Origin of the sequence: Marinomonas lutimaris, from assembly GCF_019426345.1 — a bacterium.
GTDB lineage: Bacteria > Pseudomonadota > Gammaproteobacteria > Pseudomonadales > Marinomonadaceae > Marinomonas > Marinomonas lutimaris.
This window is the reverse complement of record NZ_JAHLLW010000003.1, coordinates 166,958-185,253: the sequence shown is the minus strand read 5'-3', so window position 1 is coordinate 185,253 and position 18,296 is coordinate 166,958. Positions and strand designations below refer to the sequence as shown.

Here is an 18,296-nt window from a genome sequence, read left to right as displayed (position 1 = left end):
GCCAGTATGTTTTCATGCTGGCTTTTTTCTTGCCTGAAGCTGAGGTGCTCTTTATCTTCTGCACCTTCCCTAGATATCATGACTTAAATCATAAAATGTATAATTTTTTTTTATACTTTCTTGTTTAACAAGGAAGAAAATGTCAGTCTTGAGAATGTGCATAATAAATGCAAATAATGAGTTCTTTTTGACCTAGCGGTTAATTTTTTATATTTAGCTTCTTTTGCGACGTTTATTAGTATGGATGCTGTGAAAGCAATGTGGTTGTGAGCTATATGGGTTTAAGTGAGTAAGAATGGGCGTCGTGTTCTCTAAATCATTATTTACTAAACAAGCAATTTTAACATTGGTGCTCGCGGTTGTTTTAAGTTTGGTTAGCAGTGGTATTCAATTCGTTGATGGCGTTCGATCTCAGAAAACGGAAATAAATCAAGACTTCGAAGAATTGCTTGCAGTGGTGGAAAAACCATTATCTGAAGCTGTTTTTCGCTTAGATACTATTTTTGCCCAGCAGCAAATCGATAGTTTACTCTTTAACCCATCTATTGCTCATGTAGAAGTTCGTGATGAATCAGGTGAGCTGTTCGTGGAAGCAACATCCACTAAACATGATTTTTCTGTATCGGAGTCACTAGCTAATTATTTCTTATCTGATCTTCAGAGTTATAATCGCGAACTGCGTTTGGAAATGCCCGTTTTTCAAGCAGGGCGTTTGTCTATATTGCCCGAAAAGCGTTATCTTCTGGATAAAATCTTCAAAGAGCACCTTTCCAGTCTGATCTACAATTTGTTCAAGGATGTGTTGCTAGCATCCTTGATATCCTTAGTTTTTTATTTTCTAGTAACCCACCCTTTAATGCGTCTAACAGAGACTTTATCTACTGTTGGTAATAAAAAAGAATTGCCGTTGCCTAAGTCGTTCTCTCGGCATCATAAGTCTGATGAATTAGGGAATTTGCATTCTACTTTTGCGCAATTATGGAATAAGCTAAATACAGCTCTGAGTGATTTAGAGCGTAGTGATAGTCACACTAAGGCCATGATAGAAAACGCTGCGGATGGTATTTTGTTGCTAGATGAAAGCAATAAAATAATCTTAGTTAATAGCGCTGCACAATATATGTTGAAGATGAAAAGTGACGACCTTCAATCCAAATCACTTGATATGCTGCATGCGCCATCATCGTGGTCTGAATTTTCCAGTGTATTGGATTCGCTCGAAGTAAACTCACCCTCTACCGTCGAAACTGTCTATCGAATACGAGGTATTGAGTTACCAGTTGAGATACGCTTGGCAAAATACAAAGTATTAGATAGAACGGAAGTGTTACTGTTGATTCGAGATGTTTCTGAGCGCAAAGAAACTGAAGCGCATATACATCATTTAGCCTATTACGACTCAGTAACCAATCTACCTAATCGCCAATATTTGGCTGATAAGCTTAATGAAGTCTTTAAGCGCAAGCAGCAAAAGTCGATTGTGGGCTACTCTGCCGTAGTTTTTATGGACCTTGACCGATTCAAAACCATTAATGATTCACTAGGACACAATGTAGGGGATCAGTTACTTTGTTGTGTTGCATCACAGCTTTCTCCCCTGATTGAAGACAATATGGTTTTTGCGAGAATGGGTGGTGATGAATTCGCTTTTTTATTGACTCATGTAGGAAGCGATAAAGAACTGGTTGAAAAGGCGATTAACGGGTTTGTTGACAGTATTGTGTATGCTTGCCAGCAAGTTAAAAAAGCAGGTCATCACGAAGTTCATATTACTGCGAGTCTAGGTGCTACAATTTTTGATGGTAATGAAGGCTCAGCAGAAGCCATTTTAAAGCAGGCCGATACCGCTTTGTATCGAGCAAAGGAATCTGGGCGTAATACCTTTGCTTTGTATAAACCCGAGATGCAGGCAATTTCAGATGCTCGTCTTGAAATGGAAAAGGCACTTCATCATGCAACGGAATTTAAATTGTTTGAGTTGTATTATCAGCCGCAAACCAACGATAAAAATGAATTGATTGGTGCTGAGGCCTTGATTCGTTGGAAAGATGAGAAAAAAGGTTTTATTTCACCTGCTGAATTTATTCCGGTGGCAGAAGAAATTGGACTTATTGTTGAAATAGGTCATTGGGTTTTAAATGAAGCCTTGTCACAAGTTGCGACTTGGCTGAAAGAGGGAAAGTGGCAACTGTCTTGGCGCATGTCCATTAATGTCAGCCCTATTCAGTTTCAGCAAGCGGGTTTTTTGCCCATGTTGAAAGAACAGTTAGGAAAACATGATGTCCCTGCAAGCTGTGTTGACCTTGAGATTACGGAGAATATGCTACTCAACGATCTTTCATCCTGTTTGGATAAAATGAACGCCATAAAAGCATTAGGTGTTCACCTTTCTATTGATGATTTTGGAACCGGTTATTCCTCTCTTAAATATTTAAAATCTTTACCTATTGATAGATTGAAAATTGACCAGTCTTTTGTACGTGATTTATTGACAGATAAAAGTGATGAGGCGATTGTTCACGCGGTTATTGCCATGGCAAAGGCTCTTAATATCAGCGTTCTCGCTGAAGGTGTAGAAACATTACCTCATTATGATCGGTTGCGAGAGATAGATTGTTTTTATTACCAAGGTTATTATTTTGGGCATCCTTTGCCACCAAATGAATTTATTACTGCATTTGTTCATGATTCAGCCACGCTGAAGCCTTCTTTATAGCGTAGTATTGCTAGTTAAATTTACCTTCTATGTTAAGGGTTCTGTATGGATTTCTTGTCTTCATTGGCAACATTGACCATTCATTGGGGCGCGTTGCTGTTTGTTTTCTTGCTTTTTGTCGCTGCTATTTCCGTTTTCGTGATGTACTGGGTTGATACGCATCAAACCACTCATACAATCAGACGAAACTATCCTGTTGTTGGGCGCTTTCGCTACCTCTTTGAACATCTGGGTGAGTTTTTTCGCCAGTATTTTTTTGCAATGGACCGTGAAGAGCGTCCATTTGATCGTGCCGAACGTTCTTGGGCGTATCGAGCAGCTAAAAAAGTTGATACCACGATTGCCTTTGGTTCGACTCGTTCTTTGGAAACACCAGGCGACATTTTCTTTTTAAACTGCGCTTTTCCTACGTTAGATGAAGACGCTGCCCAGCCTAGAGAAGTGTGTATTGGTGAATACACTGCGAAAAAACCATATCGCACACGATCTGTTGTGAATATTTCTGGTATGAGTTTTGGTGCTTTATCTAAACCTGCAGTTCAAGCCTTGTCAAAAGGGGCTCGTAAAGCGGGTGTTTGGATGAATACCGGAGAGGGCGGCTTATCGCCTTATCATCTTGAAGGTGGTTGTGACTTGGTGTTTCAAATCGGTACCGCAAAATACGGTGTGCGTAACTTAGAAGGCCACTTAGACGATAGTAAATTGGCGAGTTTGGCCGAACACCAAAATGTACGCATGTTTGAAATTAAAATGAGTCAAGGTGCCAAGCCTGGTAAAGGCGGCATGTTGCCAGGAGCAAAAGTAACCGAAGAAATCGCACATACTCGCGGTATTCCAGTGGGTGAGGACTCAATCAGTCCAAATGGTCATACCGATATAAAATCCATCGATGATTTATTAAATATGGTTCATCATGTTCGCCAAGTTACCTCTAAACCCGTTGGTTTTAAAATGGTGGTTGGGGATTTGAAGTTTTTCGAAACCCTATGCGAGTTAATCCATAAAAAGGGAATCGATTACTGCCCTGATTTTATTACCATTGATAGTTCGGATGGTGGAACAGGCGCAGCTCCTCAGCCATTAATGGATTATGTTGGCATGCATTTACGTGAAAGCTTGCCAACGGTCGTTAATATTGTGACTTCTTATGGCTTACGCCGTTATATTAAAATCATTGCTTCGGGAAAACTGATAGTCCCTGGAAAAGCGGCTTGGGCCTTGAGCGCTGGAGCAGACTTCGTTGTTACTGCACGTGGCTTTTTATTTTCCCTTGGTTGTATTCAAGCGCTGCAATGTAATAAAAATACCTGCCCTACTGGTATTACGACACATAATCCTGATTTGCAGAAAGGTTTAGTCGCAGCTGAAAAGTCTGAACGAGTTGCCAACTACGCAGCCGAGCTATTACATGGCATTGGCATGATCGCGCATTCTTGTGGCGTGAAAGAACCAAGAGAACTAAATCGCTCTCATGTTCGAATTATCGAAAATCAAAGTCGGTCAGTACTGTTTTCAGAAGTAAATCCAATGCCGAATATACGACCTGAATACATCAATATGGCTGCAATCCAAGAAAAAGCAGTTCCTATGGAAGATAGGCTGCAGTAAGTTATTTTTTGCTTCGCTTTTAATAAAACTGGGATGAAACTTCTAAAGTGTCATCCCAGTTTTTTATGCGCTTTACATAGTGTTAGAGCGTCTGTTTAGAAGGGCTTTAGCGTAACTTTTCGACGAATGTTTCTTTGATATTGTTTAATGGTGTAATAACGTTGGCAGCATCCAATTCGACAGCGGCTCTCGGCATACCGTATACCACACAGGAAGACTCATCTTGTACGACAGTAAACCCTCCGGCATTTTTAATTCTTTTTAGTCCTCGCGCGCCATCTTTGCCCATCCCTGTTAATAAGGTTGCAAACGCATAGCGGCCAATTTCATCTGCTACCGATTTAAATAACACGTCGACGGAAGGGCGATGACCAGATACCTTTTCCGCCTTATATACGTCTGTGTAGAGTTGATCGTTCGAGCTTATGACTTTCATGTGAAAATCACCGGGTGCCAGGTAAGCAACGCCTGGTCGAATCAATTCTCCTCCTTGCGCTTCTACAACGGTGAATTCTGTTGTTCTATCTAGACGGCTTGCAAAGGTAGAGGTAAAGCCTGCTGGCATATGTTGGACAATCATAAGAGCAAAGTTAGCGCTAGGAAGCCTACTGAGTAAATAGTTAATCGCTTCTGTTCCTCCAGTCGATGCTCCGATTGCCAATACTCTATTAGAGGAAAATGATTCAGCTACAGATGGCTGGGTTGTATTTAGAGGTTGATGATTTATACCGGTTGAAATGTTACATGACGCGGCCATTTGAATTTTTTTGATGACCATTTTTTTATAGCGCTGAAACATTTCCTCTTGGTTTATTTGAGGTTTGGCAATGTAATCGACAGCGCCTAATTCCAATGCTTGTAAAGTAGTATCAGCATTCGCTTTAGTTAGCGTGGATATCATCACAACAGGAGTGGGTTTTACTTTCATTAGTACTTCAAGAAAGCGCAGCCCACTTACTTTAGGCATTTCTACATCGAGAGTGATGACATCAGGGGATAAATCATTCACCATTTGCTTTGCTTCAAAAGCATTTTTGGCTACGCCAACAACTTCTAAACTAGGGTCAGACTCAATGACTTCCTGCAGAACTTTTTGCATAGAAACAGAGTCATCGACAATAAGCACTTTAATTTTTTTAGGCTGCATAGGTTTCCATAAAAGGATTAAAACAAATCAACATCGCCCGAGTCGTTGTCTTTACCGACAGAAGATATCGCTTTTCTATAACGTAATTCACAGTTAATGGCTTCAGTATCATGATGTTGACGTAATTTTTTCATCATCACCCTGCCTGTAGAAGGGAAAAAATTAACACGTCTAGGGTAAATATCTAATAAGTCCGAGGACTCAATAGAAATTCCTTCATTCTGTAAATAGGACTGGATGAAATCGACGTTTTTCTTGCCGATGTTTTGAGTTGTCATACCTTTGATAACACTTCCACCACCGAAAACCTTAGCTCTAAAGTGTTCTCTGCGAGCCCCTAGCTTGATAAGGTGGTTAATTAATAACTCCATAGCATAAACGCCATAACGCCCTGCAGAAGACAGCAGGTCGTTTGCATCTCCGCCGTCTGGTAGCAGAAAGTGGTTCATACCACCCACTTTCGCGGTAGCATCATATAGACATACAGAGACGCATGATCCCAATAAAGTGGTAATCATCACGTCGTCTTTGGTTGCGAAGTATTCTCCTGGTAGCACTTTTACCGACATAATATCAAACGTGTTGTCGAAGTGTTTTCGTGTCGAAAAGTGCTCAATTACCGATTCTTTTAATGCCATAGGACAACCTTACAGTTTGATGTACGCTGTTCGACCAATGGGTTTCATAACATTGGAGAAGTGCGAAAAATTCTCAGAGTGCCCCGCAATATAAAGCCCCCCGGGTCGAAGCTTAGCCAATAACTTAGTTAATATTTTTGCTTGTGTATCTTTATCAAAATAAATCATCACATTACGACAAAAAATAACGTCTAGATTTGGTTCTATTGGAAGACTTTCATCCAGCAAATTAATGCGGATGAATTCAATCATGTCACGTAGCTGCGGCACCACTTTGGCTAAACCCACATTGCTGCCTTTACCTTTTACAAAAAAGCTTTTTTTATCGGGCAGAGCTTCTACCTTTTCTAAAGGATAAGTTCCTTTATTCGCCGCTTCGAGAACTTTACTGTCGATATCTGAGGCAATAATTTGAACGTCATGATCGAACTTGCCATAAGCCTTCACTAAGCTCATGGCTATCGAGTAGGGCTCTTCACCAGTACTCGATGCCGCACACCAAATCCTTTTAACCGATTCACCTTGGTTTATGTATTGCGCCAAAATACTGAAATGGTGTGGCTCTCTATAGAAAGAGGTCAGGTTTGTTGTTAAAGCATTGATAAAGTTTTCTTGTTCATCAAGATGGTCTTCTAAATACTTTAAATACTCTTTGGTGCTTTTTAACCCCAGCTTACGGATTCTGGGGGTTAGGCGGCTGTATACTAACGACTCTTTTGAGTCGGCGAGCTTTATCCCTGTCAGTCCGACAAGGATAGTACGCACCTTATTAAAATCGCTTTGAGTGAACCCAAATTCCCTTTCCATACGATTTAGAACTCCTCCCAACCATCGTCTTCATCATCGATCTGAGGCTTTGGTAAAGGCTTCGCTTTTTTAACCGGAGCTGACGCAGAAGGCAGTTTTTTCACAGTAGAAGGTTTTGAGGGTGTCGATTTCGTTGTGTGGGCAATTTGTTTAATATTCTGAGACTGATTGTCATCATTCAATATGAATTTATTGACGTTCATCGTTAATTGATCTGCTTGGCCTAATAGACTTTCAGATGCGGCGGCGGCTTCTTCTACTAGCGCCGCGTTTTGCTGAGTCATTTCATCCATTTGACTTACGGCCTTACCTATCTCATCCAGTCCAGAAGATTGCTCTGCTGATGCGCTGGCAATTTCAGCCATAATGTCATTCACCTGCTTGATGGCAGAAACCACTTCTCGCATGGTATTGCCCGATTTATTAACCAGATCATTACCATTGTTTATTTTTGTTGCTGACTCAGAAATAAGGTCTTTAATGTCTTTTGCTGCATTGGCTGAACGTTGCGCTAAGGTTCTGACTTCAGACGCCACAACCGCAAACCCACGCCCTTGTTCACCTGCTCTGGCCGCTTCAACCGCTGCGTTAAGTGCTAGGATATTTGTTTGGAAAGCAATGCCATCAATCATGCCAATGATATCGGCAATTTTTTGCGAAGACTCATTAATCGATGCCATGGTTTTCACAACATCTTCTATTAGGTGGCCACCATCTATTGCTATCGTCACGGCATTCGAAGCCAAGGTGTTTGCTTGTTTGGCGCTGTCAGCATTTTGGCGAACGGTGCCAGTTAACTCCTCCATACTGGATGCGGTTTCTTCTAAGCTAGAAGCTTGTTGCTCGGTACGGTTAGAAAGGTCTGTGTTGCCATTAGAGATTTCACGAGCACCGGTATACACGGCGTCGGAAGCATTTTTAATACTGATGATGATCTCAGTCATGGTATCGAGCAGAGAGTTAACACCTGATGAGATACTCAGCATCATGTCAGATTTATCTTCAGTCTCTACTCGCTGAGTGAGGTCATTATTCACTGCCGCATCAATGGCAGCGTTGACTTGACTGACAGTAAGTTGAAGTTGCTGTTCGGCTTCTACTTCAGCAGTAATATCCGTTGCGAACTTCACGACTTTATAAGGTGTGCCACTTGGGTCTCGGATAGGGCTGTAGTTGGCTTGTATCCAAATTACTTTACCGCTTTTATGCACTCGTGGATAACGTCCGATGAAATGTTCACCGTTTGCAAGGCTGCGCCAGAAATTACGATATTCTTCGGATTTCTTGTATTCGGAATCAACAAACAAGCTATGATGTTTACCTTCAACTTCGCCTAGCGAGTAGCCGAGAGCATTCAGAAAATTATCATTTGCTGAAAGAATGGTGCCATCGAGTTCAAAAGAGATAACCGCTTGAGATTTAGAAATCGCGTCTAGCTGACTCTCATAATCGGTATTTTGTTTTTTCTTTTCTGTGATATCGGTCGCAAATTTAACAACTTTGTACGGTTTGTTGTTATCGTCAAAAATAGGATTGTAACTTGCCTCAATCCATACGGCCTCGCCATCTTTAGAATAGCGACAGAATTCGCCACTTTGGAATTCACCACTGCCTAATTTAGCCCAAAACTCTTTGTATTCACGGCTATTACGGTATTTGTTATCAACGAAAATGCTATGGTGTTTGCCTTGAACTTCTTCTAAAGAGTAGCCAAGCGCGTTTAGGAAATTGTCATTGGCAATTAAAATATTGCCATGTAAGTCAAACTCAATAATGGCTTGAGAACGAGTCAATGCATCTAATTGACCTTGAGCATTGACCCAATCGTCTTTGGCGATAATCATTTGATTATCATCTAATCGTTTTGAAAACAGGCTTTTTAACATGGTAATAACCCTTCCTATGAATCGTGTTTACTTTGAAGCCTTGAAGGCCAACTGTGAATAATGTTTATCCTTATGCGCTCTCGAATACGCCTATCTCATCGCTTGATATGAGCTCTTCAATATCGACGATGATGACCATTTGATCTTCCAAAGCGGCAAGTCCATGGAGATAACGGCTATCGAAAGCTACACCAAACTCAGGTGCTGGTTTAATCTCTTCGGCTTCTAGATTCATTACATCTGAAACGCCATCAACTACAATTCCTACCACGCGATCACGCACATTAAGCATAATCACAATAGTCCATTCGTTATAAGTCGCTTCACCTATGTTGAATTTAATTCGTAAATCAACAATCGGGACGATATCGCCACGCAGGTTAATAACGCCTTTAATATAACTAGGTGCATTAGCAATTTTAGTTGCCGGTTCATAACCACGAATTTCTTTAACAGTCATAATATCAAGCGCATAGGTTTCATCACCTAATACAAATGTTAAGAACTCTTTTGCAGGCATTGAAGACGTATTACCCTGCTTAAGTATTGCCATAATAAATGCCTCCTTATAAGTTCGATTGGATGAATTGTGTCATGGAGTCAACGTCCAAAATTAACGCGACACTTCCATCGCCCATTATGGTCGCACCAGCAATCCCTTCTACTCGACGATAATGTCGTTCTAAGTTTTTAATCACCACTTGTTGTTGACCTAAAAGGGAATCAATCACTAAACCAAATCGTTGTTTTGATGTTTCAACCAGAACAACAATCCCTGTTTCTAAATTCGTTGCTGTGGTATTGCCACCTAATGTTTTTCCAATATCAATAAGAGGCCAGTATTCTTCACGCACCCAAAGTAGTTGCTTTCCTTTTATGCGCTTTATCTGCTCTGCAACAGGCTGAATACTCTCTACAATATTAACTAGAGGAATAATAAATACCTGATTTGAAGCCTCGACAGTCATACCGTCAAGGATGGCTAGTGTCAGTGGTAAGCTAATGGTAAATACTGTGCCAATTCCTGCTGCAGAGGTGATTTCGATACGTCCGCCCAGAGATTCAATGTTGCGGCGTACCACATCCATACCAACGCCTCGACCAGATACATCTGTGACTTCTGCAGCGGTGGAAAAACCTGCTTCAAATATGAGCTGCCAAACGTCGCTGTCTGATAAATTTTCTGGTAACGATAGTTCTTTTTCTAACGCCTTTTCGATGATTCGTTCTCGATTTAAGCCCGCGCCATCGTCGGCTATGGTGATAACAATTTCGCCACCTCTTTGAGCTGCTGAAAGTTTAACGATGCCTGTTTCATCTTTATGAGCTTCCAAACGTTTTGATGGCATTTCAATACCATGATCAACGCTGTTTCTAATTAAATGTAGAAGAGGGTCGGAGATTTTCTCTACTAGATTTTTGTCAATTTCTGTATTTCCGCCTTCAATGACTAGATTTATTTTTTTCTCTAATTTAGTGGATAAATCTCGGACAAGTCTGGGGAAACGGTTAAATACAAATGAAATAGGCAGCATACGTACAGACATAACGGCTTCTTGAATTTCACGGGTGTTTCGCTCAAGTTCAATCAGTGCCGATTGCATTTTATCGGCAATGCTTTCTTGTACTTCGCTGCCGATTAAATTCAGCATGGATTGGGTAATAACAAGCTCGCCGACTAGGTTAACCAGTTTGTCGATTTTATTTGTTTCAACTCGAATGCTGGTGGCTTCCGCTTTTGTGTCGGCTGCTTTTGCCGGTGCTTTTACAGCCGTTTTTTTCTGCGTTGTGGCTTGTTGTGGTGTCGTTGTATTTTCTATAGGAGTGGCTGCTGGTTCAGTCTGAGGATCTTCATTAAAGAACCCATAGCCGATGTTGTCAGTTTCTTCCTTTTGTATCTCATCTCTTTCAACAGGGTTTTGTTGCTCGTCAGCTTCATTTGAGGTATCGATGTTTTCGTCAAAAAAACCAAAGCCAACATTTTCGTCATCGGCTGGCGCTTTTTCGCTATTAAGATCATCATCAAAAAAGCCAAAACCTAGGTCTTCTTGTTCTTCGCTTTTATCATCGTCTTCGTCAAAAAAGCCAAAACCTGGATCTTCTTGTTCTTCGCTTTCATCATCGTCTTCGTCAAAAAAGCCGAACCCTTGATCTTCTTCCTCTTCTAAAAGGGCATCGATTTGTTCACCTGCCCCTGCGATTGCTTGTAATGTGGCTCCTAGCCTTTCTTTACTTGCTTCAATGATTTCCCAGTCGATTTCACTTTCTTCACGATAGCAGCTAAGAATATTTTTAAGCACATCGGTTGTTTCAAGTAGAACTGTGATGAGATCCGTTGTTAATATCAGCTCATTATTTCTCGCAGAGTCCAACATGTTTTCCATAACATGCGTTAACCCTGTCAAAGCTTTGAAACCAAAAATGTCGCTACCACCTTTAATGGAGTGGGCAGCACGGAAAACACTATTTAACTCTTCCATATCGGGTGCATCGATATCGTAGGCAAGCAATAGTGTTTCCATTGTTTCGAGGTGTTCTTGTGCCTCCTCGAAAAAAACCTCATTGTATTGACTTAAATTATCCATACTGTCTCTCAATGAATTCGCAAAATGAGGTTCTTAACGAAGCACTTTCGCAACGACTTCGAGTAGCTTTTTAGGGTCAAATGGCTTGACCATCCACCCAGTCGCTCCTGCAGCCTTGCCTTTCTGTTTCATTGTGTCCCCAGCTTCGGTTGTTAGGACAATAAGAGGAACCCGAGCATAACTAGGCATCGCGCGCAGTGATTTGATCAAGGTAAGACCGTCCATATTGGGCATGTTTTGATCCGTGAGTACGAAATCAAACATTTCAGTCTTACAAAGGCCTAATGCAGCTTGGCCATCATTGGCTGTTTTTACAGCGTATCCAGCCCCTTTTAGGGTCATTTCTACCATCTGGCGAACAGAAGGGGAGTCATCTACGACAAGTAGTTTTTTGCTCATAATTCATCCTAGTATCGTAAGGTTGCGAGTGTTGTGTTGGTGTTTTGGTCATAGACAAGGCTATTGCATAAGGTATTTACAATACTTAAGCCTCGACCATGCGCTTGAGTGTCAGGTTGGATCGTTTCAGTTTTTATCTGATAACCATTACCAGAATCAGAGACAGTCAAGAGCAATGATTTCTCAAATTGGTTCCAGCTAAGTGCTACGGTAATTCTTTGGCTATCATTAAGCTTTTTAATGGCCGCATTCCTATCATCAAGATAAGAAATAAAATCGGTTTTTTTCAAATTGGATTGGATGTTTAAAATTCCGTGATCGACTGAATTAACAATTAATTCAGTCGATACGGTAAATACACGTTGGCAAAACGACGGAGAAAAGCCATAGCTCTCGAGTAGCTCTATCATTTTTAAGGTAAAACTGTCGTTTAGTAGTGCATCTCCAAATAGTTCAAAATTGAATGCAAAGTTGCCTTTGGGGAATGGTTTTTCGACAGGGCTGCTAGATAGCTCATTCCTTAAAATACCTAAATCTAGGCAGCATAAAGTCATATCATCGTGGTTACTCATTGGACTTACATCCATAGCCCGCATGCGAGTAATTGTATATTCTGTTTCGGTGGGGCATTCAGCAATAAGAGCATAAGCGTCTTCAAAACAAAGTGTTTTATTATTATTGCATTTGTTTTCAATTAGTCCGTCGCTAAAAAATGAAATAAATCCAATATTTTCAATGGGGTATGTATCGAATTTAGTACTGATGTCGTTAGTTGGTAAAATACCTATCGCCATGTTTTTTGCTGGGACTTTATCTATCAATTGTTTGTTGTTATCGAAGATAAGTACATTAGGCATTCCGCCATTCCAGATACTGATGGTATTTTTTGACAGACATATTTCTATTAAAATACAGGCAAAAAAACGGTTACTTGGGACGGTTTGTGAGTGTTTATCGCTTAATTCTCGCAATATAGCACCTGGTGATAATCCCTTTGCTACCATGGCGTTAAAAGTCACGACCATAGGGTAAATAGTAATAGCTGCGGCCATACCATGCCCCGTTGCATCCCCCAACATGATAATCAAATTGCCATTTGGGGATTGTGCTGATATCAGAATATCTCCACAGAATCTTCCGCTAGAAAGCGTTGCGACATTTACCCCTTCGATAGAATGAGAGTGCGTGTGTAAAATATGATCGTAGACAAAAAAAGCCAGCGCTTCTTCTTGCTCTTTTTCTTGCATAATACTTAAGTAGTTTTCGTTTGCTCTAAAAAGAGCGAGCTCTACTTCTGACCAATCAAGAAAGCTTTGTACTTTATTCGATAACAGCAGTGGAAGAATGGGTTTTTGAATAAAGTCTTTTACACCAGCGTCAAACAATCGTGCCATGTGAGCACTATCGTATTCTGCTGTTATCATCAGAATCGGCGCCATTGGATAGAGTTGACGAATTTGTGGAATTAATTCATCTGATATTCCATCTGGTAGATGAACATCTAGTAAGAAAAGTTTTATAGAGTCATCAGCAAAACACTGACGAACTTCTTCAAGTGTCGATGCTAATACCACCTCAATCCCTTTATTTTGAAGTGCCTTAGACACAATTAAGCGTGTTGAAGCGTTATCTTCTAATAAAAGAACTTTACTTATCTTATTCATAGCTAAATAACTTCTCAAAATTAGCCATGTCAAGAATATCTTTTGCTGTTCCATTTACATTTCGAATGGTGCCTTGACCTGAAGTGGCACTTATCTGACGGTGCAGAAGAACCATCATTCCTAGGGCGGAAGAATCCACATAGGCGACACGAGAAAAATCTAATACGATTTTTTTTGTTTTGGTTAATGCTTCTTCATAGGCTTTGGTGAACCACCCATGGGTACTAAAATCAAATCTTTCAGGCATATTAATCACTATGAATTCTGACATGCGAACCTCTCGTCCTTATTTAAAATAAATCAATGTCGCCGCTTTCAATATTTTGTTGTGAAACAGGGTTATGTTTTTGTTGGCTACGTTGTTTTATTATTTCTAATTTATCCCTTAATACGTGCTCTATATTGTCCGAAGATTCATCGTTCACAGAGCTCAACTGTTCGCCCATAAAGCCCAACACTTCAATGGTATACGTGATGTTTTGTCCGTTGATATCGTCAAACTGTAGCGCTCTGGTGGCATCGAATATGGCTGATTCTAAAGCCTTGGCAAGATTCTCCAGTTCTAATGTAATGCCTGCATCGTCTTCCGCTTTTTTAACAATGTGCTGCAAGGCGCTGTTCATGGTTTTTTTAGATTCCATTATGTAAGTCACATCATGGGCGGCTAATCGCTCCATTGATTTTGTTAAGCTAGAGACTTGGTCTTGGATCTTTTTGAGACGGGATTGGATGGCAATACTAAAACCAGAAGATCGATTGGATAGTGAGCGAACCTCATCTGCAACAACAGCAAAGCCACGTCCTGCTTCACCCGCTCTGGCGGCTTCAATAGCTGCATTGAGTGCTAGAAGGTTGGTTTGATCGGCAATGTCATCAATATCTTTTAAGGCTTTTGCAATTTCAGGCATTTCATCATGGATTTCGTTGACCTTTGAGAGTAGCTCCATAGATGAGGCTGACATTTCAATTGTACTTTCGATGAACTTGTCTAAGGTGGTTGCAGTCTGTGCTGCAAAGTCACGCATGACTTCGCTGTAATATTTATTGTCATCACTATCTGTTTCAACTAAGTGATTAATACAGCCGGCTTGTTGCTCAATCAATGAATTTGTTTCTATAAAGGCATTATTAAGTAGCTCTACTGCACTTTTTTGTGTGGCAAGTACATTGTTAAGGTCTTCACCACATACATTTAATAAAGGCACTAGGTCTCTGCTAAACAATGCTTCAGGAATCGATACATGATCCGCTTGAGAAGAATGAATAGCAGCAGCTACCTTGGTTTCATCATTAGTATCAGCTTTATTTTTTGGTGACTTAGATAAAAGAATTGGGATAAAACCAAATACTGCAAGAACCGCAATCGCCTCCCACATTAAAGATTCATATACCAGAATTCCAGCTACTACTAATGCAAAACAATGACAAAGAAGAAATCGCAACATGTTTATCCTTAAGCTGTTTGTACCATTCAACAAAATAAGTGTAGTCAATAAAATAAAATGTTTTCAAAAATGACGAATAAATTTTATAAGTCATTTTAAGCAGTATATTAATAATGATTTTCTTGTATATGTCCCTTTGCAAATAGATACAAAACACCATGAAACGTGACAAAGCATTGATACAAAAATACATTTTAGGAATGTCGTTAAAGGATTTAAAAATGGCGATGTTGATGAAATTAATGAAAATATGAAGTGATAGAGACATTAATTTATGAGGCTTATAAAGGTGGGATGAAAGAGTCGATAACTGTGGTGCACTGTAGGTTTTTTTGGGACATAAGACATTTCTTTTTTAAATGCTTACTATATGCTGGGGACAGCGGATTGATGTTTACTTTTGCTCTGTGTGCTGTATTTTTCTAACCTAATTCATTGTTGTTAGGAATGCTTATGTCCGCTTTATTTCATTACGCCTTTCACGTTACTTCTTTAGACGAAACGCGCCTTTTTTATACGCAAGTTTTAGGTTGTATTGAAGGCCGCAGCACTGAGACTTGGGTGGATTTTGATTTCTACGGGCATCAACTGTCTCTTCATTTAGGTGTGCCAAGTCCAACGACAAATACAGGTAGAGTCGGTGATCATCTTGTTCCTATGCCACACTTTGGGTTGATTTTACCGTTAGAGGAATGGCAGAAGTTGGCAAAGCGTCTAACTGAAGCGAATGTGGCGTTTGATCTTGCTCCAAGTGTTCGCTTTGAAGGCTTGCCTGGGGAGCAATGGACAATGTTTTTTAAAGATCCAAGTGGAAATGCTATTGAGTTAAAAGGCTTTAAAGACTTGGCTCAGGTGTATGAAAAATGATCCCTTTTATTAGTCGCGCTGATTTGTCAGAACAAAATATTTGGATTAAGCATTTATCGGCGGCAATGCCAAATGAAATGATCGTACTTTTTGCCGATTTAACTCCAGAGCAAAAGCTGCAATGTGAGATTGCTATTGTCGCCAATCCAGACCCTGATCATTTATTAGAGCTACCTTCATTAAAGTGGGTTCATAGTGTATGGGCAGGTGTTGAACGTATGATCAATGAACTGTCGTCACCACCTTTTTCAATTGTGCGTTTAGTTGATTCCAATTTGGCCCAGACTATGTCTGAAGCAGTCTTAGCTTGGACGCTTTACCTTCATCGAGATATGCCAACATATGCCAAGCAGCAGTCAAAAAAATCTTGGATTCAACAACCCATGGTGCGTGCTCAAGATCGCCGAATCGGTGTACTTGGATTAGGGGAGCTAGGTGCCGTTAGTGCGCAGCGTTTAGTCGCTAACGGTTTTTCCGTTGCGGGATGGAGTCGAAACCCCAAGCAGGTTGCAGGAGTTGAGTGTTTTTATGGCGAGGAAGGGCTCATCCCATTGTTGCGACAAAGTGATATACTCGTTTGTCTTTTGCCCTTGACGATAGAAACTAAGGGCTTGCTCAATGATCAAAATCTGTCATGTTTACCAATAGGAGCAAGCTTAATTAATTTTGCTCGTGGTCTCATTATTGATGATGAAGCTTTGTTAACGAAACTTGAACAAGGGGCTTTGTCCCACGCTGTGTTGGATGTCTTTATGCAAGAGCCGTTGCCTATAAATCACTCATTTTGGCAGCATGATTCTATCACTGTATTGCCACATATCTCTGCGCCAACACACCCTGTAAGTGCCAGCGAAATTGTCGCTGAAAATATTAAACAGTATCGACTGACGGGTAATATTCCGCCAGCTGTTGATCCGGTTCGTGGTTATTAGTGGAATAATATCTAATAAGTCTAAAAATGGAGTCTTAAATGCCGCATTGTATCGTTGAATATAGCCAAAATTTAGAACAAGAAGTGCCCCCAGTAGACTTACTTGAGGCGGTTAAGGGTGCCTGTATTGCATCGACACTGTTTACTGAAGAAGACATCAAATTACGTAGTTTCCCCTATAAGAGCTTTTTAACCGCTGGAAAAGAAGATGCTTTCGTTCATGTCATTCTAAGAATGCTTTCTGGTCGAACAATGGAGCAGAGAAAGCAACTTTCTCATTTAGTTCTAGAAGCTTTAACACAGTTTTCATTAAAGGATGTTAGTTTCTCGGTGGAAGTCTGTGAAATGGAACGCGATACCTACGCTAAAAAGGTTGTTCTATCCCAATAATAATGGTGATTTTGATCGCCCAAAAAGGTCTTTAAATAATGAAAGCCATTATGTGCTCAATGATATTTCTTCCGAGTTTGCTTTGGGCTCAGGCAGATCTACCCGAACTGGATAAGGCGTTAACGACCGAGTCGGATAGTGCGATAGTTTCTGAAAATACCGAACTAAACGGTTCAGAACGGGAAAACTTAGAGTCTAACAGCGAGGCATCTGCGGATGATGGTTTAGACGAGCCTTACGCTCCTGAGGAGCCAGAAGTTCCTGAATCTATCTCTAAGCGGGCAAGAGATGCGAATGGTTTGTTTCAACAAAGGGAGAATAGAGAAACCAATACCGCAAATAATCCGTTTGTTTTAACGCCTCATAAGCCAAATTATTTCTTACCTTTTTCCTATACCTCTAATCCGAATGACCGTGCTTTTTTAGGTGATCAAGCGGCAGATTCGGATGAGTTGGAAAGCGTAGAATTTAAGTTTCAACTGAGCGTGAAGTTTCCTGTTGCCTACGATGTAGTGGGACGAGATAGTAGTTTATGGTTTGCCTATACTCAGCAAGCTTACTGGCAGGCTTACAACAGCACAATTTCCTCACCTTTTCGTGATACCAATCATGAGCCTGAAGTCTTTGTCGTGACCAAACCTAAAAAAGGCCTTTTAGGGATTAAGCCGAACTACGTGACGTATGGCTTCAATCATCAATCTAATGGTCAATCAGGGGATTTATCTCGTTCTTGGAACCGTTTTTATGTGGATTTCATGTTTGAACATGGCGACACAGCTTTTTCTATTAAGCCGTGGTATCGAATTCCTGAAAGCTCAAAAGTGGATGATAACCCGAATATAGAGAACTATTACGGCTATGGTGAGTTTAATGTGATACATGTCATTGATGACTACACCATTGATGTGATGCTGAGAAATAACTTTAAGTCGTCTGATAACAGGGGCGCGATTCAAGTTGGTTTTACTTTTCCTTTATGGGGGAAAACGCGCGGCTATGTTCAATACTTTAATGGTTATGGGCAATCTTTGTTGGACTACAATCATCAAACTCAATCTCTTGGTGTGGGGATAATGCTGACTAACTGGCTATAGTTAGCTTAGCAATAGACTTTGAATAAGCTGAGATGACATGTTTCTAAATGCCTCGTTATGTCGAGGTATTTTTTTGCCTGAAAGTTGTGGTTTAGGTATGTCACTAAGTTGTCATACTA

The 18,296-nt window shown here is 40.5% G+C and carries 16 protein-coding genes; 6 read left to right on the top strand and 10 right to left on the bottom strand.

All coding sequences use genetic code 11. The features are described from left to right. Positions 1-295: 295 nt before the first annotated feature. Together KPL72_RS05900 and KPL72_RS05895 are read left to right on the top strand one after the other, a co-directional pair. Positions 296-2,716 (top strand): putative bifunctional diguanylate cyclase/phosphodiesterase, encoded by a 2,421-nt coding sequence (locus tag KPL72_RS05900; RefSeq protein ID WP_219702160.1) that lies wholly within the window; start codon positions 296-298, stop codon positions 2,714-2,716. 45 nt (positions 2,717-2,761) lie between these two features. Further along, positions 2,762-4,324, top strand: a complete 1,563-nt coding sequence (locus KPL72_RS05895) for an FMN-binding glutamate synthase family protein (protein ID WP_212916055.1) — start codon at positions 2,762-2,764, stop codon at positions 4,322-4,324. Positions 4,325-4,430: 106 nt separating this feature from the next. Here KPL72_RS05895 and KPL72_RS05890 read toward each other — a convergent pair whose 3' ends face one another. The 10 genes from KPL72_RS05890 to KPL72_RS21345 all read right to left on the bottom strand — a co-directional run bounded on the left by KPL72_RS05890 (position 4,431) and on the right by KPL72_RS21345 (position 14,895). Beyond that, on the bottom strand, positions 4,431-5,471 hold the full coding sequence (locus tag KPL72_RS05890; protein ID WP_219702159.1) for a protein-glutamate methylesterase/protein-glutamine glutaminase: 1,041 nt from the start codon (positions 5,469-5,471) through the stop codon (positions 4,431-4,433). A gap of 17 nt (positions 5,472-5,488) precedes the next feature. Continuing rightward, a complete protein-coding gene (gene cheD / locus KPL72_RS05885) occupies positions 5,489-6,109 on the bottom strand; it encodes a chemoreceptor glutamine deamidase CheD (RefSeq protein ID WP_212916053.1) in 621 nt (206 codons plus the stop codon). 9 nt (positions 6,110-6,118) lie between these two features. Further along, positions 6,119-6,916, bottom strand: a complete 798-nt coding sequence (locus KPL72_RS05880) for a CheR family methyltransferase (RefSeq protein WP_212916052.1) — start codon at positions 6,914-6,916, stop codon at positions 6,119-6,121. A gap of 5 nt (positions 6,917-6,921) precedes the next feature. Next, a complete protein-coding gene (locus tag KPL72_RS21350) occupies positions 6,922-8,802 on the bottom strand; it encodes a methyl-accepting chemotaxis protein (RefSeq protein ID WP_219702158.1) in 1,881 nt (626 codons plus the stop codon). 70 nt (positions 8,803-8,872) lie between these two features. Beyond that, positions 8,873-9,355 (bottom strand): chemotaxis protein CheW, encoded by a 483-nt coding sequence (locus tag KPL72_RS05870; RefSeq protein WP_212916050.1) that lies wholly within the window; start codon positions 9,353-9,355, stop codon positions 8,873-8,875. A 13-nt stretch (positions 9,356-9,368) separates the two neighbouring features. Continuing rightward, positions 9,369-11,387 carry a chemotaxis protein CheA gene (locus tag KPL72_RS05865; protein ID WP_219702157.1) on the bottom strand — a complete coding sequence of 673 codons (2,019 nt, stop codon included), beginning with the start codon at positions 11,385-11,387 and terminating at the stop codon, positions 9,369-9,371. A gap of 33 nt (positions 11,388-11,420) precedes the next feature. After that, a complete protein-coding gene (locus KPL72_RS05860; RefSeq protein WP_212916048.1) occupies positions 11,421-11,786 on the bottom strand; it encodes a response regulator in 366 nt (121 codons plus the stop codon). Between the two features lie 8 nt (positions 11,787-11,794). Beyond that, positions 11,795-13,504 carry a SpoIIE family protein phosphatase gene (locus KPL72_RS05855; RefSeq protein ID WP_219702156.1) on the bottom strand — a complete coding sequence of 570 codons (1,710 nt, stop codon included), beginning with the start codon at positions 13,502-13,504 and terminating at the stop codon, positions 11,795-11,797. Continuing rightward, the gene (locus KPL72_RS05850) at positions 13,443-13,721 is read right to left on the bottom strand and encodes an STAS domain-containing protein (protein WP_212916046.1); all 279 of its coding nucleotides are present in this window, start codon (positions 13,719-13,721) and stop codon (positions 13,443-13,445) included. Before KPL72_RS05850 ends, KPL72_RS05855 begins: the two co-directional genes overlap by 62 nt. 19 nt (positions 13,722-13,740) lie before the next feature. Further along, positions 13,741-14,895, bottom strand: coding sequence for a methyl-accepting chemotaxis protein (locus tag KPL72_RS21345; RefSeq protein WP_219702155.1), 1,155 nt, complete (start codon positions 14,893-14,895; stop codon positions 13,741-13,743). Between the two features lie 453 nt (positions 14,896-15,348). On the opposite strand from KPL72_RS21345, the gene KPL72_RS05840 reads away from it, so the two are divergent. From KPL72_RS05840 to KPL72_RS05825, 4 genes are read left to right on the top strand one after another with little or no spacing between them, the layout of a single operon-like run. Next, positions 15,349-15,762 carry a VOC family protein gene (locus tag KPL72_RS05840; protein ID WP_212916044.1) on the top strand — a complete coding sequence of 138 codons (414 nt, stop codon included), beginning with the start codon at positions 15,349-15,351 and terminating at the stop codon, positions 15,760-15,762. Beyond that, positions 15,759-16,694: a 2-hydroxyacid dehydrogenase gene (locus KPL72_RS05835; protein ID WP_212916043.1), complete on the top strand. Its 936-nt coding sequence runs from the start codon at positions 15,759-15,761 to the stop codon at positions 16,692-16,694. Before KPL72_RS05840 ends, KPL72_RS05835 begins: the two co-directional genes overlap by 4 nt. Positions 16,695-16,732: 38 nt before the next feature. After that, positions 16,733-17,083, top strand: coding sequence for a 5-carboxymethyl-2-hydroxymuconate Delta-isomerase (locus KPL72_RS05830; protein WP_212916042.1), 351 nt, complete (start codon positions 16,733-16,735; stop codon positions 17,081-17,083). Positions 17,084-17,121: 38 nt separating this feature from the next. After that, positions 17,122-18,177, top strand: coding sequence for a phospholipase A (locus KPL72_RS05825; protein WP_212916041.1), 1,056 nt, complete (start codon positions 17,122-17,124; stop codon positions 18,175-18,177). Positions 18,178-18,296 lie beyond the last annotated feature (119 nt).

Bases quoted from the DNA above. Each gene is read 5' to 3' on its own strand.
- KPL72_RS05900 (WP_219702160.1), top strand. From the start codon at position 296: ATGGGCGTCGTGTTCTCTAAATCATTATTTACTAAACAAGCAATTTTA.
- KPL72_RS05895 (WP_212916055.1), top strand. From the start codon at position 2,762: ATGGATTTCTTGTCTTCATTGGCAACATTGACCATTCATTGGGGCGCG.
- KPL72_RS05890 (WP_219702159.1), bottom strand. From the start codon at position 5,471: ATGCAGCCTAAAAAAATTAAAGTGCTTATTGTCGATGACTCTGTTTCT.
- cheD (WP_212916053.1), bottom strand. From the start codon at position 6,109: ATGGCATTAAAAGAATCGGTAATTGAGCACTTTTCGACACGAAAACAC.
- KPL72_RS05880 (WP_212916052.1), bottom strand. From the start codon at position 6,916: ATGGAAAGGGAATTTGGGTTCACTCAAAGCGATTTTAATAAGGTGCGT.
- KPL72_RS21350 (WP_219702158.1), bottom strand. From the start codon at position 8,802: ATGTTAAAAAGCCTGTTTTCAAAACGATTAGATGATAATCAAATGATT.
- KPL72_RS05870 (WP_212916050.1), bottom strand. From the start codon at position 9,355: ATGGCAATACTTAAGCAGGGTAATACGTCTTCAATGCCTGCAAAAGAG.
- KPL72_RS05865 (WP_219702157.1), bottom strand. From the start codon at position 11,387: ATGGATAATTTAAGTCAATACAATGAGGTTTTTTTCGAGGAGGCACAA.
- KPL72_RS05860 (WP_212916048.1), bottom strand. From the start codon at position 11,786: ATGAGCAAAAAACTACTTGTCGTAGATGACTCCCCTTCTGTTCGCCAG.
- KPL72_RS05855 (WP_219702156.1), bottom strand. From the start codon at position 13,504: ATGGAACAGCAAAAGATATTCTTGACATGGCTAATTTTGAGAAGTTAT.
- KPL72_RS05850 (WP_212916046.1), bottom strand. From the start codon at position 13,721: ATGTCAGAATTCATAGTGATTAATATGCCTGAAAGATTTGATTTTAGT.
- KPL72_RS21345 (WP_219702155.1), bottom strand. From the start codon at position 14,895: ATGTTGCGATTTCTTCTTTGTCATTGTTTTGCATTAGTAGTAGCTGGA.
- KPL72_RS05840 (WP_212916044.1), top strand. From the start codon at position 15,349: ATGTCCGCTTTATTTCATTACGCCTTTCACGTTACTTCTTTAGACGAA.
- KPL72_RS05835 (WP_212916043.1), top strand. From the start codon at position 15,759: ATGATCCCTTTTATTAGTCGCGCTGATTTGTCAGAACAAAATATTTGG.
- KPL72_RS05830 (WP_212916042.1), top strand. From the start codon at position 16,733: ATGCCGCATTGTATCGTTGAATATAGCCAAAATTTAGAACAAGAAGTG.
- KPL72_RS05825 (WP_212916041.1), top strand. From the start codon at position 17,122: ATGAAAGCCATTATGTGCTCAATGATATTTCTTCCGAGTTTGCTTTGG.